Origin of the sequence: Tundrisphaera lichenicola, assembly GCF_051175385.1 — a bacterium.
GTDB lineage: Bacteria > Planctomycetota > Planctomycetia > Isosphaerales > Isosphaeraceae > Tundrisphaera > Tundrisphaera lichenicola.
Map to the genome: position 1 here is coordinate 1,757,849 of NZ_CP195106.1, position 20,597 is coordinate 1,778,445.

Genomic DNA, 20,597 nt, shown 5'->3' on the forward strand with positions numbered 1-20,597 from the left:
CAAGTCGGCTCAGGAGAGCTGGGGGTAGATGGCCCCGCGGCCGAGCTTGAAGTAACCGAAAGTGACCCCCTGATTGATGTAATTCTTGATGTCGGATCGAACGAAGGTCTGGGTCGCCTGGATCGCTTCCTTGGCGGCCACTCCCTTCGGGTCGGTCCCGTAGAGAGGGGCGAGTCGCTCCTGAAGGCTAGGATAATTGATCAGGCTCGTGGTATCCGTGACCCCGGTCGACCCCAGGATCCGATTCTGGTAGATCGGGTAGAGGTTGACCCGACCGAATGGGACCTTACCCGAGACGCCTAGTAATTCCGAGGACAGCCGGTTTAAAGCCCGGTTGATCCTGATCTCGAACTGACCGAGGAGTTGGGTCTGGTCGGCTCCCGGCTTCACGCTCAGATGATTGTAACGCTGGAGTTGTTTCGCGTATTCGGAGCTGAAATGATTGAAAGCATCGGTGATCGCATAGCTGATTTGCGTCTCCGTATGCTTGGTCAGGATCAAGAACTTGGGGTTCACCTGGCTCGGCGGCGGGGTCACCAGCGTGAAGGGCATCTGGAAGGCCGTCATGACCATCCGTTCCTCGAGGGCGTCGACACCGACGGGTTGGAACTTTCGTGACTTCATGGCAAGTTAACTCCTGGATGATGAAAAAAGGTCAATGTTCTAACGATGGGTAATTTAGGTAAACAAGGCGCGTCGATGAAGTCAAGTGACTCGTCGATTTCGAATAGGTCTTGAGTCGTGGATGTGTCCTTCCTTGATCATCCCGTTCATCCCGATTCACGGGCGAGGATCATCCTTCGTGGAAGACTCAACGAATCATGATGAGTCGAGGCCTCGGCAGGAGAATGCGCCGGGCAGGCGGCCTCGTGATCTGGCATGGCTCCTTCTGGCAAGGGGGGGGACGCCACCTCGACAACGCGCGCGGACCCAGCAAGCCGATCGGGCGGGGTCCGAGCTTCATCGGAAGGTCCTCGACCGACTGGCGGCACTCGATCCGGAGCCCGAGGATCTGGAGGCGACTCTGATCCGGATCGTTCAGGAGTTCGGCGAACCGACCGGGCCCACCCGTGGCCTCTGCCTGGGCCTCTTGCACGAGTGGGAAGAATGCCGATACTCCCCCGGCGCATGGGCCTGGTTACTCTCCGAGGCGATCGAGGCCGCGGAAGTCGATCCACATCGTCGGAGGGGCCGTGGACCCGAGATCCTTCCTTGATCGGTTCGAGCGGCGGCCCGGTCCTCCCGCCGAATTGACCGCAGCCCTAGCGGATCTCGCCAAGCTTTCGCGAGATCGACCCGACCTCGCCGCGCCGTCGAAGAGTCTCGCGAGGATCCTCGAAATCGCTTTCCGGTCTCCGGATACCTCGGAGATCGGGACCATTGACGACGATCGGCTGATTCGAAACTGGTCCGATGGGATCCCGATCTTCCGCGTTCTCTCTCCCCAACTTGACAAGTCGGCGTTGCTCAGGCGAGTCGCGGGCCTCTCGGAGGCGATCGGTGGTGAGGGCGATTCCTCATTCCGCAAGGCGATCCGGAAAGGGCAGCTTGATCTCCCTTCGATGGTCTCAGAGGTCCTGTCCGGACGCCCCGAGGAGGTCACCCGACAAGCGTTCGCCATCGGCGTGGACGATCAATTCGCGGCCTCGCTCCTCCGCATGGCCTTGCTTCCGGCCCTGGCTCGCGTCTCGGTTGTCCTCGATCAGGCCCGACCCGAGGGGATCTGGGACCGGGGTGATTGCCCCCATTGCGGGAGCCGGCCTCTCCTGGCCGAATCGCGAGGGATCGAGCAGCGTCTCGTTTACCGATGCGGCCTTTGTGCGGCCGGATGGTCGGGGCAGAGGCTCCGCTGTCCTTCGTGCGGCGAATCGGACCCGAAGTCGTTAGGCTATTCTTTCGTCGAGGGGGAACAGGAGCGGCATCGGCTGGGACGGTGCGAGACCTGTTCATCCCACTGGAAAATCGTATCGACCCTGACTCCGCTCTCTGCACCGGGATTGCTGGTGGCCGATCTGGCGACATTCCACCTCGACGTCCTTGCCTCGGAGTCCTGATTGCCTGGTTTCGGTTTTGCCGTACCCCGAATCTAAAAAATCGCCCATAATCCGCCGACTCGGATGGACTCGAGTCCCGGCCCAGGAGGATTGGCGATGACGAAGGCCCCCCGGACCCGTTGGCCTCTTGGTTTCCTCGGGATGGTCGTCCTAGTCGGGCTGGCCGAGACCGTCATCGCGAGTCATCCCCTCCGGTTCTGCGAGACCGCCAGCCTGAGCTGGAGGCTCGCGTTCGAGGCGATTCCTCGCGAGGGGGCAAATTGCGAGATCGCGTGCCTGGGCGATAGCCTCGTCAAGATCGGCGTGATCCCCGAGGTGATCCGGGCCAAGACCGGGAAGTCGTCCTATAACTTCGCGATGGCACAGGCCCCGGCGCCCGCGACCTATTTCCTCCTTCGGCGGTTACTCGAATCGGGAGGGCATCCGTCCACGATCGTGGTCGACTTCAAGCCGAGTATCCTGACGGGAAGCCCCAAGCTTAGCCTCCGGCCCTGGCAGGAGGTCCTTACTCTCCGGGAGTCTCTCGAACTCGGGCGTGACTCGGGGAAGGAGACCCTCGCGATCGAGATTCTCCTGGGGCGGGCACTGGCCTCGATGCGTTATCGGCTCGAAATCCGAGAGGCGATCGTCGCGGCGTTCCGAGGAAATCCGGGCCCGACCGAGCAGACGAACCGGCTGGCCCTCCGGAACTGGGGGACGAATCGGGGAGCCCACCTCAACTCGCCTCGGACAGGCTTCGATGGCCAGGTCAGCGACGAACTGCACGGTAAGCTTCGTTCGGACGACTGGCGATGCCACAAGCTGAATGCCCTTTATATCAAGAAGCTGTTTGCCCTGGCCGAATCGCGAGGGATCGAGGTCTTCTGGGTGATGCCCCCACTCGCTCCGGCCCTTCAGGCCCGCCGAGAACGTTCGGGCTCCGACGCGGCGTATGTTGCGCTCGCTCGGTCGATGCAGGCTCGATATCCCAACCTGACCCTGGTCGATAGCCGAGGGGCCGGTTACGAGGACGCCGTTTTCGCCGATCACACCCACCTGAACGGCCGGGGGGCGATGTCGTTCAGCCACGAGCTGGCGGCCATCCTCGATCGACGGGACGAGCAGGCCCGATGGGTCGCCCTGCCGCGTTACCGCGATTGGCCGACCGATGTCCGGGCCGAGGATATCGACCAGTCGAGGATGGCGCTGAAGGCGCAGTCGGCCCTCCGCTGAGATCGGCGAACCGACCTCATCCCGCGACCCCGAGCCGGCTCCGATTCGATCCCAGGAGAGTCCTGGCCCGGCCTTCGAGCGTCGCGAATCGGTCTTCCCAGGTATGCCCCGACCCGACGAGATTCAGTCCGACCGCCCCGAGCTTGCGAGCCATCGACGGGTCGTCGATCAGGCTCCCCAGGGCTTCGGAGAGTCGCTCGAGATCGCCGAAGGGGACGAGCAGCCCGGCTTCACCGTGACGTACCACGTCGGGCACGCCTCCGGCGGCGGCGGCGACCACCGGCAGGCCATTCGCCCAGGCTTCGAGGAAGACAATCCCGTAGGAGTCCGTCCGGGAGGGCATCGAGAAGACGTCGATCGCCGCGAAGAAGTCGGGCCGGTCCGAAAGCGGGATCGGGCCGAGACGCTTCAGCCAGGGCATGCTCTTGGACGGTTGTTCGGCCAGGAACCGCTCGAAGTCGGGCGAGCTGGGACCGGCCAGAAGGAGCGAGATTGGGTTGTCGGCGGGCCTCGATCGATTCAAGCGGGCCACGGCGAGGACCAGGTCGTTCGTCCCCTTGTTGAGATCGAGCGTCGCGAGATGGCCGATCGCTGGCGACCCATCGGGGATGCCCAACTCTTCACGGAAGCGCTCTCGACGACCGCCCGTCACGTCGAGGTGCTCGACGGCCATCCCCAGCTTGAGAATTCGGGAGTCGGGAATTCCCCAGTCGCGAACGGCCCCGGCTTCCAGCTCGGTCTGGACGACGACGCAATCGGATGCGGCGAGCAGGCGGACCTGGTGAGGCCGAGTATAGGCCCGGTTGACCTGATCGCCGGGCGTGGCCAGGTGGAGGAAAGGCGTCAGCAGGAGCGGCGCACTGGCGGCCCTCGCGGTCAACAAGGCGGCATAAGAGAACACGGTGTAAGGGAATCCCACGGCGAAGACGGCGTCGTAATCCCCCCGGACCCGGCCGATTCCCGGCAGGATCGGCATGTACGAGGCGGCCACGCATCGGGTGGGCCAATGGGGTGCATAGCTCAGGAGCCGGCCGAAATAGCGCTGGAGCGGGAGGTGCTTGACCGCGAACCGACGGACGCGGGCCCCGTCGACGTGGGACTCCATCGGCCCTTCGACCCTCCGGCGGCCCCGGTTCGTGAAGTACCAGAGGTCGTGGGCATCGCTGGTGATGACGTCGACCTCGGCCCCCGATTCCACGAAACGACGGACCATCGCCCGCCCATAATTCTCGGCGCCGCCGACGCACGGGTGATAGCGATGAGTAAACCAGGCGATCCGCATCGGTCCGACCTCCTTGTCTTCAACGGTGAGTGTCACCCGTCTCGCGAACCGTTCCTTCCCGATCCGCCGGGCGGACCCGTACCGAGTCGAGCCTCAGGCTGTAAGGGGTTTTCGCATCGTCCAGCCGGTCGTCATGCCGTGTTGGCCGATCGTCTCCGTCGCTTTCCAGGATCAGGTCATGAAAGCCTGTCCCCAGCAAGATCGGTCCCGAATCGAGGTCGCTGCGGGTGCCGGGCTGGATCGTCCATCGTGCCAGCTCGTGTCCATCTTCGAGCAGACGGACGGACCGGGCCCGATGGAATGCCGAGACTCGCCCCAATTCCACCCGGATCGGTCGATCGGCGGTGGGATTGAAGAGGAAAAGTCTCGCCCTACGGAGAACCCCAAAGGACCCCGCAGAGGCTCCCCGCCCAGGACGCCAACCGCTTGCACAAAGCCAGGTGAGCCGACCCGGCGGCTCCAGACGATCGAAGTCATAGACCGAGACGGTATCGTCCTCGAAGGATCGTGCTCCGGCGAGGATCAACTCCATTCGCTCAATTCCGCCGACGAATTTCGGGTCGATGCCTCGATGGATCACGACGTTTTTTAGTCGGTGGGCCTTCAAATAGAGCCAGGCATAGTCCCGAGCATCGACCCCGAGGACGGGCCCGAATCGCTCCTCAGTCGCGTCTGAGAGATAGGTCGGGTCCTCCAGCCGTTTCGACCAGAAGGGGGAGGTCGAGACGATTTCCGAGTCAAATCCGACGTCGGTCAACCCAGGGTAGCCGGCCGTGGTCTTCAGCTTGTGGATCGACTGCCAGTAACCCCAGAGCGACGAGAAGACCTGGCCTTCGCTCGATCCGAACATCGGGACGTCAACCAGCGACGACTCGGGATCCTTCCCGGCCATTTCGAGGTAGATCGCCGGCATCGGGGGGATGTCGGCCGATGGAAACGGCGTCATCGAAAGGTCGAGCATCATGATCGCGATGCAGATCGGTAGTACGACTGGTCGGAAGGGCGTCCGTTTCAGTCGATCGAAGATGTCGCCTAACGCGGCCGAGACGGGGGCCACCGCGCAGACGGCTGCGAAGAGGTTGAACCGCGCCGGGACGCGAATCCACTGAAACGGCGGGAAGATCCCGTACAGCCATCCTGCGGGCAGTCCGAACCGACCGGTCCCCAGCCGGACCTCGGAGCCCCAGGAGAGCACCGTCATCAGGATCAGCGCGGACCACCAGAACCCGGCCCTAGCGAACTTGACGCGTCGGATGGCGGCATAGCCGAGAAGGGCCAGGGGCACGATCCCCAGATAGGACGAACATTCGCTCATCCGTGAGGCGTAGCCCGTCACTCCGAAGAGGTCCGGGCAGGTGAGTTGTCCCAATCGGTGACGGGGTGAGGGTAGAAAACTGCTCCAGATCGGGGCGCCCAGCGCATTGAACTCCGATCGGGGGCGCTTCATCGAATAACCGTGAAACGTCGCCCAGATCTGGCTGGAGAACAGGAGGAGCAGCCCCGGTAAGACCAGCATCGAAAATCCCACGAGCCAGGGAATCCGACTCGCCAACCAGGCTCGTCGTGCCGACCGTTCCGACGACCAGACCGCCCAGGTCACATACCAGGCCGATGGAAAGATGGCCAAAACGGCGAAGTAGGGGGCCCCTGCGACCATGAACAGATAAAGTCCTGCGGAGGCGATCAAACGCCCGGAATCGGGCCGGTCGAGGAATCGAATCCAGGAGATCAGGAAGATCGGGACCGCGCCCAGTTGCATCGTCTCCAGATGCCCGTGGGCGTGCATCATCATCGGCCCGCAAAGCATCAACCCGAGGCCCGCGACCCACGACGGACCCGCCTGGCGAGTGACCCACCAGGCCAGCAGACACCCGGCAAGTCCGGTCGAGACGAAGCCGTAGGTCCAGATGACCTGGAAGCAAGCCACGTCGTTCGAGGTGATCAGCCCCAGCGCCATGTAGAACGCGGTCTGAAGGTGCATGGTCGGGAAGTATCCGAGGGGAACACCCATCGGATAATGCAAGCCGGTCGTGAAGAATGGCGATCGGCCTTCCAGGAGACAGGCCCGACACCACTTCATGATCCAGAGATGTTCCAGGGGATCGGTCAACTCTCCCGGGATTGCCGAACCGATCGAGAGGACGACCGGGAACGTGGCCGCCGCGACGCAGATCAGGTAAGCGATCGTCGCCCATCCGATCGTCGACGCGGGGGGCCAACTCGAAGCGAGGGGCTCCCGCACCGGACCGATCGACTCGGCACGCGGGCCGTCGAGGATCGGAGCCCGAGCGGGGGTCATTGATTGGTTAGCGAGGCTCATTGTCGAGGGCCGGCCGCCGGAGCCTGGGCGGTCCGCTTTCCTCCCTCCGACCAGTCGAAGACCAGAACCTTGTCCTGCTCCCGGGTCGGAACTTCGGGATAGGTCGCGACCGGCGCTCGATCTCCGATCAACTGCCGGACCTGCTGGCAGTACTCCCAGGGACCTTTCAGGTGAGCCTCTCGGACGACGACGCGAGACAGCGACCTGTCTCCCATCGCCTCGATCAGATTGCCGAACGTGTAGCCTTTTCGCCCGGAATAGTAGAGCGACCAGCCCGTGAGGTCGACGACCCGCTCGCCTTCGGGGACGTTCGATTCCAGATAATCCGCGGCGCCCCGATAGCCCAGGAACCGATCATTCACCGGCGCACTCAGATCGGCGCGATAGTAGGAGACCAGCCCCGCGAAGATCAGGCCCCAGATCAGCGGACCTGCCGTATAACGACCATCGTCGCGCCCGACCCAGGTCCCGGGGATACTCACCATCCCCATCAGCCGGATCAGGCCGAAGGCCGCCGAGGCGATCAAGGGGAAGGCCAGGATCATCGAATGCCGAGGGGTGCAGTAACCGCTGGTCGCGTGGAGCCGGATCATCGCCAGGGCCCAGGCAATCATCACCGTCGCCAGGAAGACCCAAGGGCGGCTTCGCTCGCCCGGCGGCCACGAGAAGATCAGGCCCAGTAAGGCCAGAGGTAGCAGGGGAATCGTCACCGCGTCCCGGACCGCGAAGGCCATCGCTCGGGTGGCCTGCAAGTAGGTTTTCGCCGTCGACTGGTCGGGGTCTAGTGGGCGTTGACGCTCGACCGCAAGCGAGGCCGACTTCGGGGCCGTCCCGAGGACCCTCCCGACCGCCGGCTTGGTCGAGAGGCCTCCCTTGCTGGCGATGATCGGAGCGATCAGGCACGCCGGACCGATGACCAGGAAGGCCACCGCCGCCCACCACCGGGGCCAGTGGAGTCGGGTCGCACTCATCAAGGGGATGATACCGAGCGTGGCCACCATCGCGGCCGGGAGCAGGAGACCTTCGGGCCGGACCCAGTAGGCGAGGGCCGCGAATCCGACCGTCGGAGGGAGCCAGCCGAATGTCCCTTCCCTCAAGAATCGGAGCGACGTCCAGACTCCCATCGTGAAGAAGAGGAGGAACAGGCTCTCGCTCAGGGTATCCGAGAAGACGTGGCCGGTGAGGGGGACCAGGAACGAGAAAACGACCGCCAACCAGGCCGCCGATCCGCCGAACATCTCGGCCGCGACCAGGTAGAGGGGGATCACCAGCAAGATGCCCGCCAGGATCGAGGCCGCCTGGCCGGCATGCTGCCAGTCGATCGGAGTCGAGCCGCCCAGGACTCGGTGCATCCCGGCGATGGCCAGGGGGTAGGCGGGGTGGTCGATCGAGCGAAACAGTCCATCCAGCGTCGGACCGGTGTCGAGTCGGCGGGCCTGGTCGATGTACCGGAGCCCGTCCGCGAACAGGATCGCGGTGTTCTTCGCGGTCCAACCGAGCAGGGCCGCGACCAGGGCCATCAGCAAGAACACGCGGGCGATGTGCTTGGGGAGCGTCACGCGGGTCCATCCTTTCGAGGCTGGAGTCGCCGCAATCCGTGCGGCCTCCTTGGCTGGGCATTCGAGACGACCCGGAGGATCGGGGGTATTCCGGGTCCCGGAGGGCCCTCGATTTCATCCGTCGGGTTTTCTGCTTCTTCGGCAAGATCGAGGACGGCCCGCCCTCGGAGTTCCCCCCCCGATCGGAGCAGTCGGGCCACACGGACCACCGACTTCCACGATCGGACCTGGGCACTCTTCCCCCGGAGCCGGCTGATCATCCCCCGGATCCTCGCCTCGGTCTGGACGATCGAGCATAGTGCCGCGAACTGCCAGGTCGGGAGATGCTTCCGGAAGTAGAGGAGCTTGCTGTGCCGGGTGATGACCCGCATCTTGGGAGAAATCGCCCGATTTTGCAAGGGACGTAAATGGACGACCGCGACCGAAGGATCGTAATGGACCGCCCAGCCTCGATCCCAGGCCGATCGGCAGAGTGCCACTTCTTCATGGTAGAGGAAGAAATCCTCGTCCATGCCTCCCAACTCGTCCAGGAGCCGAGAATCGACCAGCAGGCAGGCCCCGGTGACCCAATCGACCGGCCCCGGCCGGAGCCGCCAATCGGGCTGGTATTTCCGCCGATCCCGTGGTATCAACTGCTCCCACGCGGTTCGGACCAGGCCGGGGAAGACCCCGACCGAGGGCTGTCTGGAGCCATCCGGGTTTTGCAAAGCGAACCCGATGATCCCCGTGCGATCCCGATCCCGCAAGGCGTTGATCCGTCGTTCGACCTGTTCCAGGAACCTCGACCCCGGCTCGATGTCGGGATTCAGGATCAGGAGCCATCGACCCCGGGCCAATCGCCATCCTTCGTTCACTCCCGCCGAGAAGCCTCCATTCTCGGATCGGACCACCACCCGGACCCCGTCCCTTGGTGAGAGCAGTTCCTCGGGGATCGGTTCGGGAGATGCATTATCGACGACGATGACCTCGGAGCGGCCCTTGATGATGTCGAGCGATTCGACCAGCCTCAGGACGTCGGGCCAGCTCCGATAATTGACGATCACGACCGAAAGGACGGGCCGAGGAGAGTCTGAAGACTTCTCAGGTTCCACGCAACCCGCCTCTCTCTGTCCCGACCCGCCGACTTTCGGCGAGATTCGTGCTTAAAACTAAGATCATCGGTCGGACCGTCCGATGGTAGACCTTGAAGGATTCCGGAGGGCTTCGCCAAGGATGGTCAAGCCGCTCACCAACCTGTTCCGATATGGCTCGAGATCCGGCCCCCAGTTCGGGCCGATCTCGACACCGATGGATCGGTGGACATCCATGCAGACATCAACGTCGTCGCCCGAACCCGATCGGAATTCCCCGAGTCGACGCCGCCTCTTGATTCTAGGCGATCGCCGTGCCGGTCGGCGCGTGGCTCGTTGCCTGAACGAAGGCTCGTGGGCCGGCCTGATGGTCGTCGGCTTCATCGACGCGGGTCACGAGGGCTATTCGGGAAGGGTCCACAAGGGACGCCAGCTGGCCCTGCATCCGCAGTCCGACCCGGTCCCGGTCCTCGGGCAGGTCGACCGACTGGCCGAATGGGTGGACCGCGTCGGCGCGACCGATCTCGTCGTCACCCTCTCGGGACGCCCGGCCAACCGGGTCCGACCGCAGGTCGCCCATCTCAATTCCTCCGACGTGAAGGTCCACTGGGTCGACCGGGACGGTTCTCGATCGCGGACGAGCCGTCCCGCGGAACCGCCCGACCGTCACAAGCCCCCGTGGCCCTGGCGGGGTGACCGGCTGGCCAAGCGCGCGATGGACGTGTTCGGGGCCTCGATTGGCCTGATGCTGCTGGCCCCCCTGTTCGCCGTGGTCGCCCTGGTGATCCTGGCGACCTCCGGACGTCCGATCTTCTACACTCAGGAGCGGATCGGGCAGGGGGGGCGCCGTTTCCGGATCATCAAGTTCCGGAGCATGCGACGCGACGCCGAGGGATCGACCGGGCCGATCTGGGCGTCCAATCACGACGACCGATGCACCGGGATCGGCGATTGGCTCCGGCACACGAACATCGACGAACTCCCCCAACTCTTCAACGTCCTGATCGGTCAGATGAGCCTGGTCGGCCCCCGCCCCGAGAGGCCGGTCTTCGTCGACACCTTCAAGGCGGCCATGCCCGACTACGACCTTCGTCACGCCGTCCCGGGCGGTATGACCGGCTGGGCCCAGGTCCACGGCTGGCGAGGCCGGACCTCGCTCCGGAAACGGCTGCAATACGACCTGGATTACATCCACCGTTGGACCTTCCTATTCGACTTCAAGGTGCTGATCATGACGGTCCAGCACGTCTTCTGGCGCAAGACGAACTGGGCTCCCCCGAGACAGAGGCGGGAGGCCGGACGTTGAACCGCCCGGTCTGCTCGGTGGTCATCCCCACCTATAATGGCCGACACCTGCTCTCGACCTGCCTGGCCAGCATTCGTCGCCATCAGCCGGCCGGAGCGGAAATCGAGGTCGTCGTCGCCGACGACGCTTCCTCCGACGATACCCGCGAATGGCTGAGGGAAGCCCACCCGGACGTCGTATTCGTCCAGCTCGAGCGTAACGCGGGATTCTGCGGTGCGGCCAACGCGGGCATCGCGGCGGCTCGCGGTGAGTTCATCCAGCTCCTGAACAACGACACCGAGGTCGAGGCCGGTTGGATCGAGGCAGGGCTGGCCCCCTTCGTCGACCCGAGGGTTGGCTCGGTGGCCCCGCTGGTCCTGGTTCGATCCGACCCGGGACGGGTCGATTCGGCGGGGGATTCTTACGCCGCGTTCGGATGGCCGAGCAAGCGGGGGCATGGCCAGGAGACCAGGCTATGGGCCGACCGGCCATCCGACCGGGTGTTCGGAGCGAGCGGTTCCAGCGCCTTCTACCGATCCATCGCGCTCCGGGCCGTCGGCGGCTTCGATCTCTCGTTCGGCTCGTATTATGAAGACGTGGACCTCGCCTTCCGGCTCAGGTGGGCGGGGTACGACTGCGTCTTTGCCCCGGATTGTCGGATCCTCCACGATCTCTCGGCCAGTTACGACCACGGGAGTCCTTCGCTCCAGAGGAGGATGGCCCGCAACTCGGAAATCCTGTTCTGGTCGAATTTGCCGATTCCCTGGCTGGTCCTCGCCGCGATCCCTCACGCGGCTTTCCTCATGATTCAAGGGCTCTGGAGACTGGCCCGAGGGAGACCAGGGCCGTTTCTCTGGGGTAAGGTCGACGCCCTACGACTTTGGCCGACCCTGGCCCCTCGCCGGAGGTTCCGCGCCGACCTGGCGAAAAATCCGATCGCTCGGCCTCGCTTCCCGATCGATCTCGCGCCGATCCATGCCGCACGCGACCATTTGCACCGACCCAAGGAATCCAGAACGTCGATCGGATAATCGGGCGTCGATTTCGCGGCTCGGCGAATGAACACGGGTTCGACACTACAGCGAATGCGGTCCGGTCCCGATCGAGATCCGATTCAAGGGCAACGACCTTTCGCGTCGATGTAAAATTATTCGATTCATCGTTCGAGGCCCGGCCCTCGGTCGGTTCCGGGCTTCCGACTTCGCTTCGGCTCGAAAGAGGCCACGGGTTGCGCGATCCGTTCCCCCGGGATATTGAATTCAAGAGACTCGTTCGCGGAGATCAGTCGATCGATCTGGCGAGGGTCAATCTGGAAGTGGCCCGCGACGCTTACCCGGACCTCGATCCAGAGGATGTTCTGGCGCGGATTGACGTGCTCTCGGCACGCGTCGGGGAACGATGCCCTCGGGGATCGAAGCCCCTCCATGTGATCGGGCAGATCAACTGGGTCCTTTTCGTCGAGGAAGAATTCCGGGGGAACGTGGATGATTACTACGACCCGAGGAACAGCTATCTCAACGATATCCTCGATCGGAAGTTGGGAATCCCGATCAGCCTCTCCATCCTTTATCTGGCCGTGGCGAGCCGGGTCGGCTTGACGATGGCCGGCGTGAATCTGCCGGTCCATTTCCTGCTTCGCGTCGTCGAGGCGCCGACACCCCTCCTCGTCGACCCTTTCCATTCCGGCCGTGCCCTGGACTTCGATGCTTGCGAACGGTTTCTATCCGAGATCGTTCGAAGGCCTTATGTCCTCCGCGAGTCCCAGATCGTCCCGTGCGACGCCTCAACGACGGTCTCCCGGATGCTCCGAAATCTGAAGAACATCTACCTGGAGCGAGAATCTCACGGCGAGGCCTTGCCCGTCACTCGCCGATTGGCGGCCCTCAATCCCGGCGAATTGGCCGAGGTCCGCGATTGGGGGACGACCAGCCTCCAGGCCGGTCGCCCCGGCGAGGCCATGGGGCCTCTGGAACGATACGTACGGGAGCGGCCCGACGCCCCCGATGTCGAGACGATCCGGACTCTCCTCAAGGTGGCTCGACGCGAGGTGGCCCGGAGAAATTGAGGAGGGTCGAATAATATTCCGCGATCTGGCTCAAGTTTGGTCGGCGATCGGCCGATGATCGTCCATAAGGGGATCGAGCTTGAGCGTAGGACGCCGCTCGATTACCCGACCTTCGGCACGATTCCGAGGATCATATCGACGTCCGGGCGGAGTTCCCGGGCTCGATCGGCCCCCAGCGGGTCGTCCTTCGGCTCGGCCGACCAGGAGGAGGATTGCACATCCATGCGTCTCGCACTTCGTAGCATGCCCTGGCTCCTCCTTCTCACCCTGGCGGGATGCTCGTCGACGGTCGGATCACGCTTCGGGGCCGCCCCCGGATCGCGATCGATTGCGATGGTAGGTGACAGCCCGATGCCCGCCACCGCAGGGCAGCCCGGGTCGCAAGTCGCGGCCGATGTCGTCGAGCCCGAGCCCAGGAGGAGTTCCCGGACTCGAATCTCCGGACGGGTTCTCGATCAGGATGGTCGTCCCGCTCAAGGGGTTACGGTCCGTTTGGCCGATGGCGGCGCGAAGGGTGGACGAGATATCCAGTCCACGACCGACCGATCCGGCGGATTCACGCTCAATGGCCTCCGTCCCGGCTCGATTTATGACATCGTCGCCGAGTCCGATGACGATCGGGGGATGCTCACCGGGCGGGCCGAGGCCGAGACCGCGGAGACCGGTATCGAGATCACCCTGGCTCGAGCGGGTAAGTCCACCCCATCATCCAACCGGTCGGGGAGAGCTTCTCGTGCCAAGCCGATCTCGAATCGAGGGGATGAGTTCTCGCCAATCGATGAAGAGGAGATCGCCCCGGCCTTGAATCGCGAAGACCTCGGGCCTCCCGCGGAAGAAGCCGAGGTCAGCCCCGATCCCCGATCGAGCCGTCCCCGCCTCTCGGCCCCGGAGCCGACGGTCGGGTGGAGGAAGTCTTCGACCGACGAGAAAGTATCCAGCCGGTCGAGCCGGTCGGATCGAGTGGCATCTTCCGGCACCGACGAGGACGAGATCGAATCGCGATCGAGCCGCCCTTCGACGGTCGAACCGGCGCTCGACGATGAGAGCCTGAATCCGCTCCCTCCGGCGATCAATCGGTCAAGAGCGGCCAAAACGGCCAGGGAAGATCAATACGAATCCGATGAGGATCGGGAACCTTCGACAAGGCGAAACTCGGGCAGGGACCGCTCGGCAAACGACCCGGAGGCCGGGTCCTTGTCCCTGGCACCGGAGGCGTCGAATCGCTCGGAACGCCTTGACGAGCCCGGCGTCGATCGCGTCGTGGGTGCGGTGGATCTCACGAATCCGCCCCCTTTGCCCTCGCTGGCCTCCGATCCTTCCGATCAGCCTCGCTCGCTGGAATTCGCGGGGGAATCGACTCTTGAGCCGGGTTCGATCCCGAATCCCGGGACGACGGGCCAGCCTGCCCTGGCTATCGCCGATGAATCGTCGCTCGAGCCTCCCCCCACATCCCGGGCTGGGCCACCCCCGGCCGACACTTCTCCACCACTTCCTTCACTGGCTGCTGACACCTTGGACTCTCCTCTTCACAATCCGGCTTCCAGGCCGGTTTTCGCGTCGACGGAGAAGGCGCCTGAACCTGCATCGGCATCCGCCAAGGATTACAACCCATTCCTCCTGGTCTCGGCCTCACCGGCGGTCGTCAGTCCTCGGGCCGAAGTTAAAACGGAGTCGCAACCCGCGGCCAGCCCTGCCCCGGAGCCGAGGATACCGCCACGGAAGAAGTGGGGTGAAGTCGCCAAGATCGGGAGCCCGACCCCTGCCAACGAGCCGAATCGCTCGCCCAACTCCTTGATCAAGCGGCTCCGAGGGAATTCGGATCGGAAGGACGTCACCCTTTCCCTCTGCAATTACGACGCGAGCCTTCCCAAGCTCATCGACTTCCAGCTTCCCGACCTGGAAGGCAAGCCGGTCCATTTCCAGGACCTCGATGCGGATTTCATCCTGCTCGATTTCTGGGGGACCTGGTGGGAACCCTGCGTCCAGTCGATCCCCCACCTGATCGAGCTCCAGAAGCAATACGGCCCTCGGAGGCTTCGGGTGGTCGGGATCGCCTGCGAGAAGGTGCCCCCGGAACAGCGCAAGGCCCGAGTCGAGGAAGTCGCCCGACGCCTGGGAATCAACTACGCGGTCCTGATCTCCGGCCTGGATGGAAAGCCCTGTCCGGTCCAGCAGTCGTTCCAGGTCCAGGCCTATCCGACCTCGATCCTGCTGGATCGATCCGGTCGAGTCCTCTGGAGGAACGTCGGGGCCACCCCGGCCACTAGCGATCGCCTGGACCGAGTGCTGGCCGGGCTCAGCCGGACCGAGACCGTTCGTCGTTGAGCGATTCGGATCTGGATGGCGGAATGGGTAAGGCTCAGGTGAGGCCCCGGATCTCCCCGGCTTCATCGACATCAATCCGCTCGGCCGCCGGTCGCTCGGGGAGGCCCGGCATCCGGACGATCTCGCCGGTCAGTGCCACGACGAAGCCCGCCCCCGCGGCGATTTCCAGGTCTCGAACGGTCAGGGTAAACCCGCCGGGCCGACCTCGAAGCTTGGGATTGTCAGAGAGCGAATCCTGAGTCTTGGCCATGCAGACCGGCAGGCTCCCGTGGCCGAGCTTCCGGGCCTTGCGGATCTTCGACTCCGCGGCGGGGAGGAAGGTCACGCCCTGGGCCCCATAAATCGCCGTGGCGATCTTCTCGACTTTCTTCTCGATCGACCAATCGAGGGGATAAAGCGGCTGGAACGGTGTCGGCGCGGCCTCGGTCGCCTCGACGACCTGGCGGGCCAGTTCGATCGCCCCTTCGCCGCCGTGAGCGAAGACGTTCGCCGTGGCGCAGGGGACTCCTCGGGTCCGGCAGAAGTCCTGGACGACTTTCAGTTCCTCGGGGGTGTCGGCCGTGAACTGATTGATGGCGACCAGCGTGGGCTTGCCGAATTGCTTGGCCGCGTCGAGGTGGGCCGCCAGATTGTCGAGGCCCTTGCCGACCGCCGAGGGGTCGGGGGTGGTCAGGTCTTTCAGGTCCGTCCCGCCGTGCATCTTGAGCGCCCGGATCGTCGCGACGATCACGACGGCCGAGGGGTTCAGCCCTGCGGATCGGCACTTGATGTCGAAGAACTTCTCGGCCCCGAGGTCGAAGGCGAAACCGGCCTCGGTCACGGCGTACTCGCCGAAGGCCAGGGCCATCCGGGTCGCGAGGACCGAGTTGCACCCGTGCGCGATGTTGGCGAATGGCCCCCCGTGGACGAAGGCCGGGGTCCCTTCCATCGACTGGACGAGGTTGGGCAGGAGGGCATCCTTGAGGATCGCCCCCATCGAACCCGTCACCCCCATCTCCTTCGCGAGCACCGCCCGACCCGACCTCGTGTAACCGACCAGGATCCGTTCGAGCCGGGCCTTGAGGTCGCTCGGCGATTCGGCCAAGCAGAGGATCGCCATGACCTCGCTGGCTGCGGTGATGTCGAATCCCGACTCTCTGGGGACTCCCTGGGCCGGCCCGCCCAGCCCGATCACGATCTTCCGGAGCGCCCGGTCGTTCATGTCGAGGGCGCGCTTCCAGAGGACGCGGCCCGGGTCGAGTTCGGTGTCGCCGAAGTGGAGTCGGTTATCGATCGCGGCGGCCAGGAGGTTGTGAGCGGCGGTGATCGCGTGGAAGTCGCCGGTGAACTGGAGGTTGATCTGATCCGATGGTGTGAGCCGACAGGCCCCGCCCCCGGTCGCGCCCCCCTTCCGGCCGAACACCGGCCCCATCGAAGGTTGACGCAGAGCGAGGATCGCCCTCTTGCCGATCTTCCGGAGACCCTGGGCCAGGCCGATCGAGGTCGTGGTCTTCCCTTCGCCCGCCGGTGTCGGAGTGATCGCCGAGACCAGGATCAGCTTGCCGCCGGATTGCCCAGGATCGCCCAGGGCCTCCAGGCGGATCTTCGCCTTGTCGCGACCGTAAGGCTCGACGTGATCGGGAGCGATCCCGAGACTGGAGGCAACCTCGGCGATCGGTCGGAGTGCGGCGGTCGTGCTCATGGGTCTCGGCTCGGAGGACGGGTGACTCTGGGTGAGGAGTTTTGCCGGAAGATCGATCACTTGAGGTACTTCGCCAGCCAATCGTGGACCTCGCGCCACCAGATGATCCGGTTGGCCGGCCTGGCGATCCAGTGCCCTTCGTCGGGGAAGAGGACGAACCTGCTGCGGACCCCCTGACGCTGGAGCGAGGTGAACATCCCGAGCCCCTGGGCCTCGGGGACCCGGAAGTCCTGGGAGCCGTGGATGACCAGGGTGGGCGTCTTGAAGTTGCCGACGAAGGCGCTCGGGGTCTGTTCCAGATAGATCTTGGGGCTTTCCCAGGGAACTCCGCCGAATTCCCATTCGGCGAACCAGAGTTCCTCGGTCGTCCCGTACATGCTGGCCAGGTCGAAGACCCCGGCGTGGCTGATCAAAGCCTTGAAGCGGTCGGTATGCCCGGCGATCCAGTTGACCATGAAGCCACCATACGACCCCCCGGCCGCCGCCATCTTCGACCCATCCAGGAAGGGATAGGCCTTCAGGGCATGATCGAGGCCCTTCATCAGGTCCTCGAAGACCCGCCCGGTCCAGTCCTTGCTGATCTGGTCGGTGAATTTCTGACCGTAGCCCGTCGACCCTCGGGGATTGATCGCGACCACCGCATAGCCGGGCGCGGCGAAGAGTTCATAATTCCAGCGACCGTGCCACTCGTCGTGCCAGGCTCCTTGCGGTCCCCCGTGGATCAGGAACAGGACGGGATACTTCTTGGAAGGGTCGAAGCCCGGGGGCCTGATCAGCCAGCCCGAGACCTCGTCGCCGTCGGCCCCGGGGAAGGTGAAGCCCTCCGCCTTCGGGAGGTCGAGGCTCGCGAGAAGCTCGGCATTGTGATGCGTCAGGGCCGCCATGCCCGAGCCGTCGGGCTTGGCCCGGTAGATCTCGTTGGGCGCGTTGCTGGAGCCGTGGACGAAGACGAGGTCATCCCCCCCGGGGAGGACCTGGGGCGAGTTGTTGACCCCGCCACTGATCCCGCCGGATCGTTCGTTGACGAACAGATGACCGTCCCCGTCGGCCAGGAAACCCAGACCCCGGATGGTCACCGATCCCGAATCGTCCAGGACCACGAACAGGTCGCGAACCTTCCCCTCGAAGGGTTTCTCGACCTCTCGCGAGCTTCCCCAGGCGATCGACTGGGCTGATCGGTCGAGCCGCTCGATCACGTCGGTCGCCTCGCCGGTCGAGCGGTCGCGGACCATCAAGGCCCATCGATCCGCCTCGAACCCCGCGCGGGCCTGGCTGACATAGGCCAGGTAATCGCCATCCGGCGAATAGCTTGGTTGCCCGTCGGCCCCGGGGTTCTCTTCGGTCAGATTCTGTGGCTCGTTGCCGGAGGTCGAGACGATCCAGATGTCGGTATTGGTCGACCAGGGATGGTCCTTGATCGGCTCGGCGGTGAAGGCCAGCTCCTTGCCATTGGGGGCGAAGGCGTAGTCGGACGACCCGCCGAAGGGGGCGGGCGGGACGTTCGCCTCCAGCTTCGGGGTGAGATCCTTCGCCATCCCCGTCGCGACGTCGGCCACGAAGAGGTGCGACTTCTTCCCCTCTTCCCAGGTGTCCCAGTGCCGGATCATCAGCTTGTCGTAGATCTTGACCTTGGACTTCTCCTTGCCCTTCTTCTCGTCGATCTCGGCGGTTTCCTCGGGCGTCTTGCCGGGATAGACCGAGGCCGTGAAGGCGATCAGGTCTCCGGCGGGCGACCAGAGCGGGCCGGAGACGTCGATCGGTAGCTTGGTCAAGGGTCGGGCCTCGCCCCCTTCAAGAGGCAGGATCCAGACCTGCGCCGAGCCTCCCCGGGTGGAGAGGAAGGAGATCGACTTGCCGTCGGGGCTCCACCTGGGGTGATTGTCCGCCCCGCTTGCGGTGGTCAGTCGTTTCGGCTCGCCGCCGGTGGAAGGGATCAGGTAGAGGTCGCTGTTGGACTTGTCGGTGGCCCGGTCGAGTTCCGAGACGACGTAGACGACGAGCTTCCCGTCGGGGGAGACCTGGGGGTCGGAGACCGACTTCACGGCCAGGAGGTCGTCGATCGTCATCGCCCGGCCCGCCGCGAAGGCGGGTCCGGCACAGGCGGCTACGGCCATCAGGCCGAGGAGGAATCTCATGGGAGGCCGTTCCTTGGATGAAAATCGTGGAGGATCAGAGGCGACCGTGGGCCATCTTCTTGAGCGGGCCGGTCAGGGCCAGGAGCATCAGGCCGGGGATGATCGAAGACGCGATCAGGAAGACCCAGAGATTGATCTCCACGTCGTACCACTGGGAGAAAACGGCCAGAAGGTGTTCGAGCCGACCGGCCAGGTAGTTCGCCACGGCGGTGCAGAGGAACCAGACCGCCATCATCAGCGAGGCGACCGGGGCCGGGGCGAGCTTGTTGACCAGCGAGAGCCCGATCGGCGAGAGGCAGAGTTCGCCCAGGGTGAGCAGCAGGAAGACCGCGGACAGCCATTGCGGGCCAACCTTGCCGTTCGTGCCGGCCAGCTTCTCGGCCTCGTTCATGACCACGAAGGCCAGGCCGAGGATCACCAGCCCGAGGCCCATCTTCGCGGACGAGGTGATGCGGAACCGGGTCTTCTCGATCAGCGACCAGATTAGGGCCACGACGGGGGCCAGCAGGACGATCAGGAGCGGGTTGATCGACTGGAAGAACGAGGCCGGGAACTGCCAACCCAAGATGTTCCGCTCGGTCTTCGCGTCGGCGAACAGGTTGAGCGTCCCGCCCGACTGCTCGAAGCCCATCCAGAAGACGATCGAGAACACGCTGACGATCAGGATCACCGAGATCCGCTGCCAGTATTCCCCGGCCTCGGATGTTCTCGTGGCGATGGCTTTCGAGAAGACGAACACCAGGGCCCCCAGGAACACGAGGGCAATCACCATCATGATCCGGTCGGCGACGGGTTGGAGGCTCGGTAGGAGGAGGCTGAAGAGGAACGCGAGGCCGGCGCAAGTCGCGACGGTCAAGGCGATGTGGACCCAATCCATCACGACGAGATTCGCCTTGCCCGCCTCCTCACGGCCCGGGGGATACCCGCCCCTGAGTAATCCCTGGAAGCTGAGGAAGGAGATCAGGCCCAGGACCATCCCGACGCCAGCCGCCGCGAATCCGTAGTGCCATCCGTAACGCGGATTTTCCCCCAGCCAACCGCAAACCAGGGGCGCGATGAAGGCCCCGAGATTGATCCCCATGTAGAAGATCGTGTAGGCGACATCCCTCCGGTTGTCCCCTTGAGGATAGAGATTACCGACCATCGTGGAGATGTTGGGCTTGAAGAACCCGTTCCCGATGATCAGCAAGCTGAGGGCGAGCAGGAGGAGGTGTTCGAAGGCCATCGCGAAATGACCGAGGGCCATCAGGATCCCCCCGGAGAGGATCGCCTTACGCTGGCCCAGGACCTTGTCGGCCATGTAACCGCCGATCAGCGGCGTGAAGTAGGCCAGTCCGGTATAGAGGGCGTACAGGGCGAGGGCATCCGACCGGGCGTAATCGAGGTGCTTGGTCAGGTAGAGGACCAGCAGGGCCCGCATCCCGTAGTAACTAAATCGCTCCCACATCTCGGCTCCGAAGAGGACGTAGAGGCCGGGCGGTTGTCCAGTCGTCTTGGAAGGGGGAGCGGCCTCGAACTCGGGGAAGCTCGTCATCGGGCGGATCCTCGGGGACGACTCGTGGGCGGACCAGGAGGCGCGGGCGGGCTGGGACGGGATCGGGTGAGGTGG

Annotated in this window: 15 protein-coding genes; 6 read left to right on the forward strand and 9 right to left on the reverse strand. The window is 64.5% G+C overall.

From position 1 onward, the window contains the following. Positions 1–9 precede the first annotated feature (9 nt). Positions 10–624 carry a hypothetical protein gene (locus tag P12x_RS06840; RefSeq protein ID WP_435010139.1) on the reverse strand — a complete coding sequence of 205 codons (615 nt, stop codon included), beginning with the start codon at positions 622–624 and terminating at the stop codon, positions 10–12. Positions 625–1,193: 569 nt separating this feature from the next. Between P12x_RS06840 and P12x_RS06845 the strand changes: the two genes are divergently transcribed. Together P12x_RS06845 and P12x_RS06850 are read left to right on the forward strand one after the other, a co-directional pair. Continuing rightward, complete coding sequence (locus P12x_RS06845) at positions 1,194–2,054, forward strand: formate dehydrogenase accessory protein FdhE (protein ID WP_435010140.1); 861 nt, start codon at positions 1,194–1,196, stop codon at positions 2,052–2,054. Positions 2,055–2,150: 96 nt separating this feature from the next. Next, positions 2,151–3,266, forward strand: a complete 1,116-nt coding sequence (locus P12x_RS06850; protein ID WP_435010141.1) for a hypothetical protein — start codon at positions 2,151–2,153, stop codon at positions 3,264–3,266. Positions 3,267–3,282: 16 nt separating this feature from the next. Here P12x_RS06850 and P12x_RS06855 read toward each other — a convergent pair whose 3' ends face one another. The 4 genes from P12x_RS06855 to P12x_RS06870 form a co-directional block, all read right to left on the reverse strand. Next, positions 3,283–4,548 carry a glycosyltransferase family 4 protein gene (locus P12x_RS06855; protein WP_435010142.1) on the reverse strand — a complete coding sequence of 422 codons (1,266 nt, stop codon included), beginning with the start codon at positions 4,546–4,548 and terminating at the stop codon, positions 3,283–3,285. A 19-nt stretch (positions 4,549–4,567) separates the two neighbouring features. After that, positions 4,568–6,790, reverse strand: a complete 2,223-nt coding sequence (locus tag P12x_RS06860; protein WP_435010143.1) for a hypothetical protein — start codon at positions 6,788–6,790, stop codon at positions 4,568–4,570. Between the two features lie 74 nt (positions 6,791–6,864). Continuing rightward, on the reverse strand, positions 6,865–8,427 hold the full coding sequence (locus P12x_RS06865) for an ArnT family glycosyltransferase (protein WP_435010144.1): 1,563 nt from the start codon (positions 8,425–8,427) through the stop codon (positions 6,865–6,867). Beyond that, complete coding sequence (locus P12x_RS06870; RefSeq protein WP_435010145.1) at positions 8,424–9,518, reverse strand: glycosyltransferase family 2 protein; 1,095 nt, start codon at positions 9,516–9,518, stop codon at positions 8,424–8,426. Before P12x_RS06870 ends, P12x_RS06865 begins: the two co-directional genes overlap by 4 nt. Positions 9,519–9,732: 214 nt before the next feature. On the opposite strand from P12x_RS06870, the gene P12x_RS06875 reads away from it, so the two are divergent. The 3 genes from P12x_RS06875 to P12x_RS06885 all read left to right on the forward strand — a co-directional run bounded on the left by P12x_RS06875 (position 9,733) and on the right by P12x_RS06885 (position 12,847). After that, entirely contained in the window at positions 9,733–10,803 is a 1,071-nt protein-coding gene (locus P12x_RS06875; RefSeq protein ID WP_435011642.1) for a sugar transferase, read from the forward strand. Beyond that, the gene (locus tag P12x_RS06880) at positions 10,800–11,813 is read left to right on the forward strand and encodes a glycosyltransferase family 2 protein (protein ID WP_435010146.1); all 1,014 of its coding nucleotides are present in this window, start codon (positions 10,800–10,802) and stop codon (positions 11,811–11,813) included. Before P12x_RS06875 ends, P12x_RS06880 begins: the two co-directional genes overlap by 4 nt. A gap of 197 nt (positions 11,814–12,010) precedes the next feature. Continuing rightward, on the forward strand, positions 12,011–12,847 hold the full coding sequence (locus P12x_RS06885; protein ID WP_435010147.1) for a SirB1 family protein: 837 nt from the start codon (positions 12,011–12,013) through the stop codon (positions 12,845–12,847). A 101-nt stretch (positions 12,848–12,948) separates the two neighbouring features. Here the strand turns inward: P12x_RS06885 and P12x_RS06890 are convergent, their stop codons facing one another. After that, positions 12,949–13,071, reverse strand: coding sequence for a hypothetical protein (locus P12x_RS06890; protein ID WP_435010148.1), 123 nt, complete (start codon positions 13,069–13,071; stop codon positions 12,949–12,951). Here P12x_RS06890 and P12x_RS06895 point away from each other — a divergent pair. Continuing rightward, positions 13,070–15,172, forward strand: coding sequence for a redoxin family protein (locus P12x_RS06895; protein WP_435010149.1), 2,103 nt, complete (start codon positions 13,070–13,072; stop codon positions 15,170–15,172). The genes P12x_RS06890 and P12x_RS06895 overlap by 2 nt on opposite strands. A 34-nt stretch (positions 15,173–15,206) precedes the next feature. Here P12x_RS06895 and P12x_RS06900 read toward each other — a convergent pair whose 3' ends face one another. Genes P12x_RS06900 through P12x_RS06910 form a run of 3 tightly spaced genes read right to left on the reverse strand, consistent with a single transcriptional unit; the run spans position 15,207 to position 20,522 of the window. After that, complete coding sequence (locus tag P12x_RS06900; RefSeq protein ID WP_435010150.1) at positions 15,207–16,853, reverse strand: formate--tetrahydrofolate ligase; 1,647 nt, start codon at positions 16,851–16,853, stop codon at positions 15,207–15,209. A 56-nt stretch (positions 16,854–16,909) separates the two neighbouring features. Beyond that, entirely contained in the window at positions 16,910–18,988 is a 2,079-nt protein-coding gene (locus P12x_RS06905) for a S9 family peptidase (protein ID WP_435010151.1), read from the reverse strand. A 34-nt stretch (positions 18,989–19,022) separates the two neighbouring features. Continuing rightward, positions 19,023–20,522 (reverse strand): peptide MFS transporter, encoded by a 1,500-nt coding sequence (locus tag P12x_RS06910; protein ID WP_435010152.1) that lies wholly within the window; start codon positions 20,520–20,522, stop codon positions 19,023–19,025. Between the last annotated feature and the right edge of the window lie 75 nt (positions 20,523–20,597).

Excerpts from the sequence above, each read along its gene's own strand:
- P12x_RS06855 (WP_435010142.1), bottom strand. The coding sequence starts at position 4,548 with ATGCGGATCGCCTGGTTTACTCATCGCTATCACCCGTGCGTCGGCGGC.
- P12x_RS06900 (WP_435010150.1), bottom strand. The coding sequence starts at position 16,853 with ATGAGCACGACCGCCGCACTCCGACCGATCGCCGAGGTTGCCTCCAGT.
- P12x_RS06890 (WP_435010148.1), bottom strand. The coding sequence starts at position 13,071 with ATGGATGTGCAATCCTCCTCCTGGTCGGCCGAGCCGAAGGACGACCCG.
- P12x_RS06840 (WP_435010139.1), bottom strand. The coding sequence starts at position 624 with ATGAAGTCACGAAAGTTCCAACCCGTCGGTGTCGACGCCCTCGAGGAA.
- P12x_RS06850 (WP_435010141.1), top strand. The coding sequence starts at position 2,151 with ATGACGAAGGCCCCCCGGACCCGTTGGCCTCTTGGTTTCCTCGGGATG.
- P12x_RS06895 (WP_435010149.1), top strand. The coding sequence starts at position 13,070 with ATGCGTCTCGCACTTCGTAGCATGCCCTGGCTCCTCCTTCTCACCCTG.
- P12x_RS06905 (WP_435010151.1), bottom strand. The coding sequence starts at position 18,988 with ATGAGATTCCTCCTCGGCCTGATGGCCGTAGCCGCCTGTGCCGGACCC.
- P12x_RS06875 (WP_435011642.1), top strand. The coding sequence starts at position 9,733 with ATGCAGACATCAACGTCGTCGCCCGAACCCGATCGGAATTCCCCGAGT.
- P12x_RS06910 (WP_435010152.1), bottom strand. The coding sequence starts at position 20,522 with ATGACGAGCTTCCCCGAGTTCGAGGCCGCTCCCCCTTCCAAGACGACT.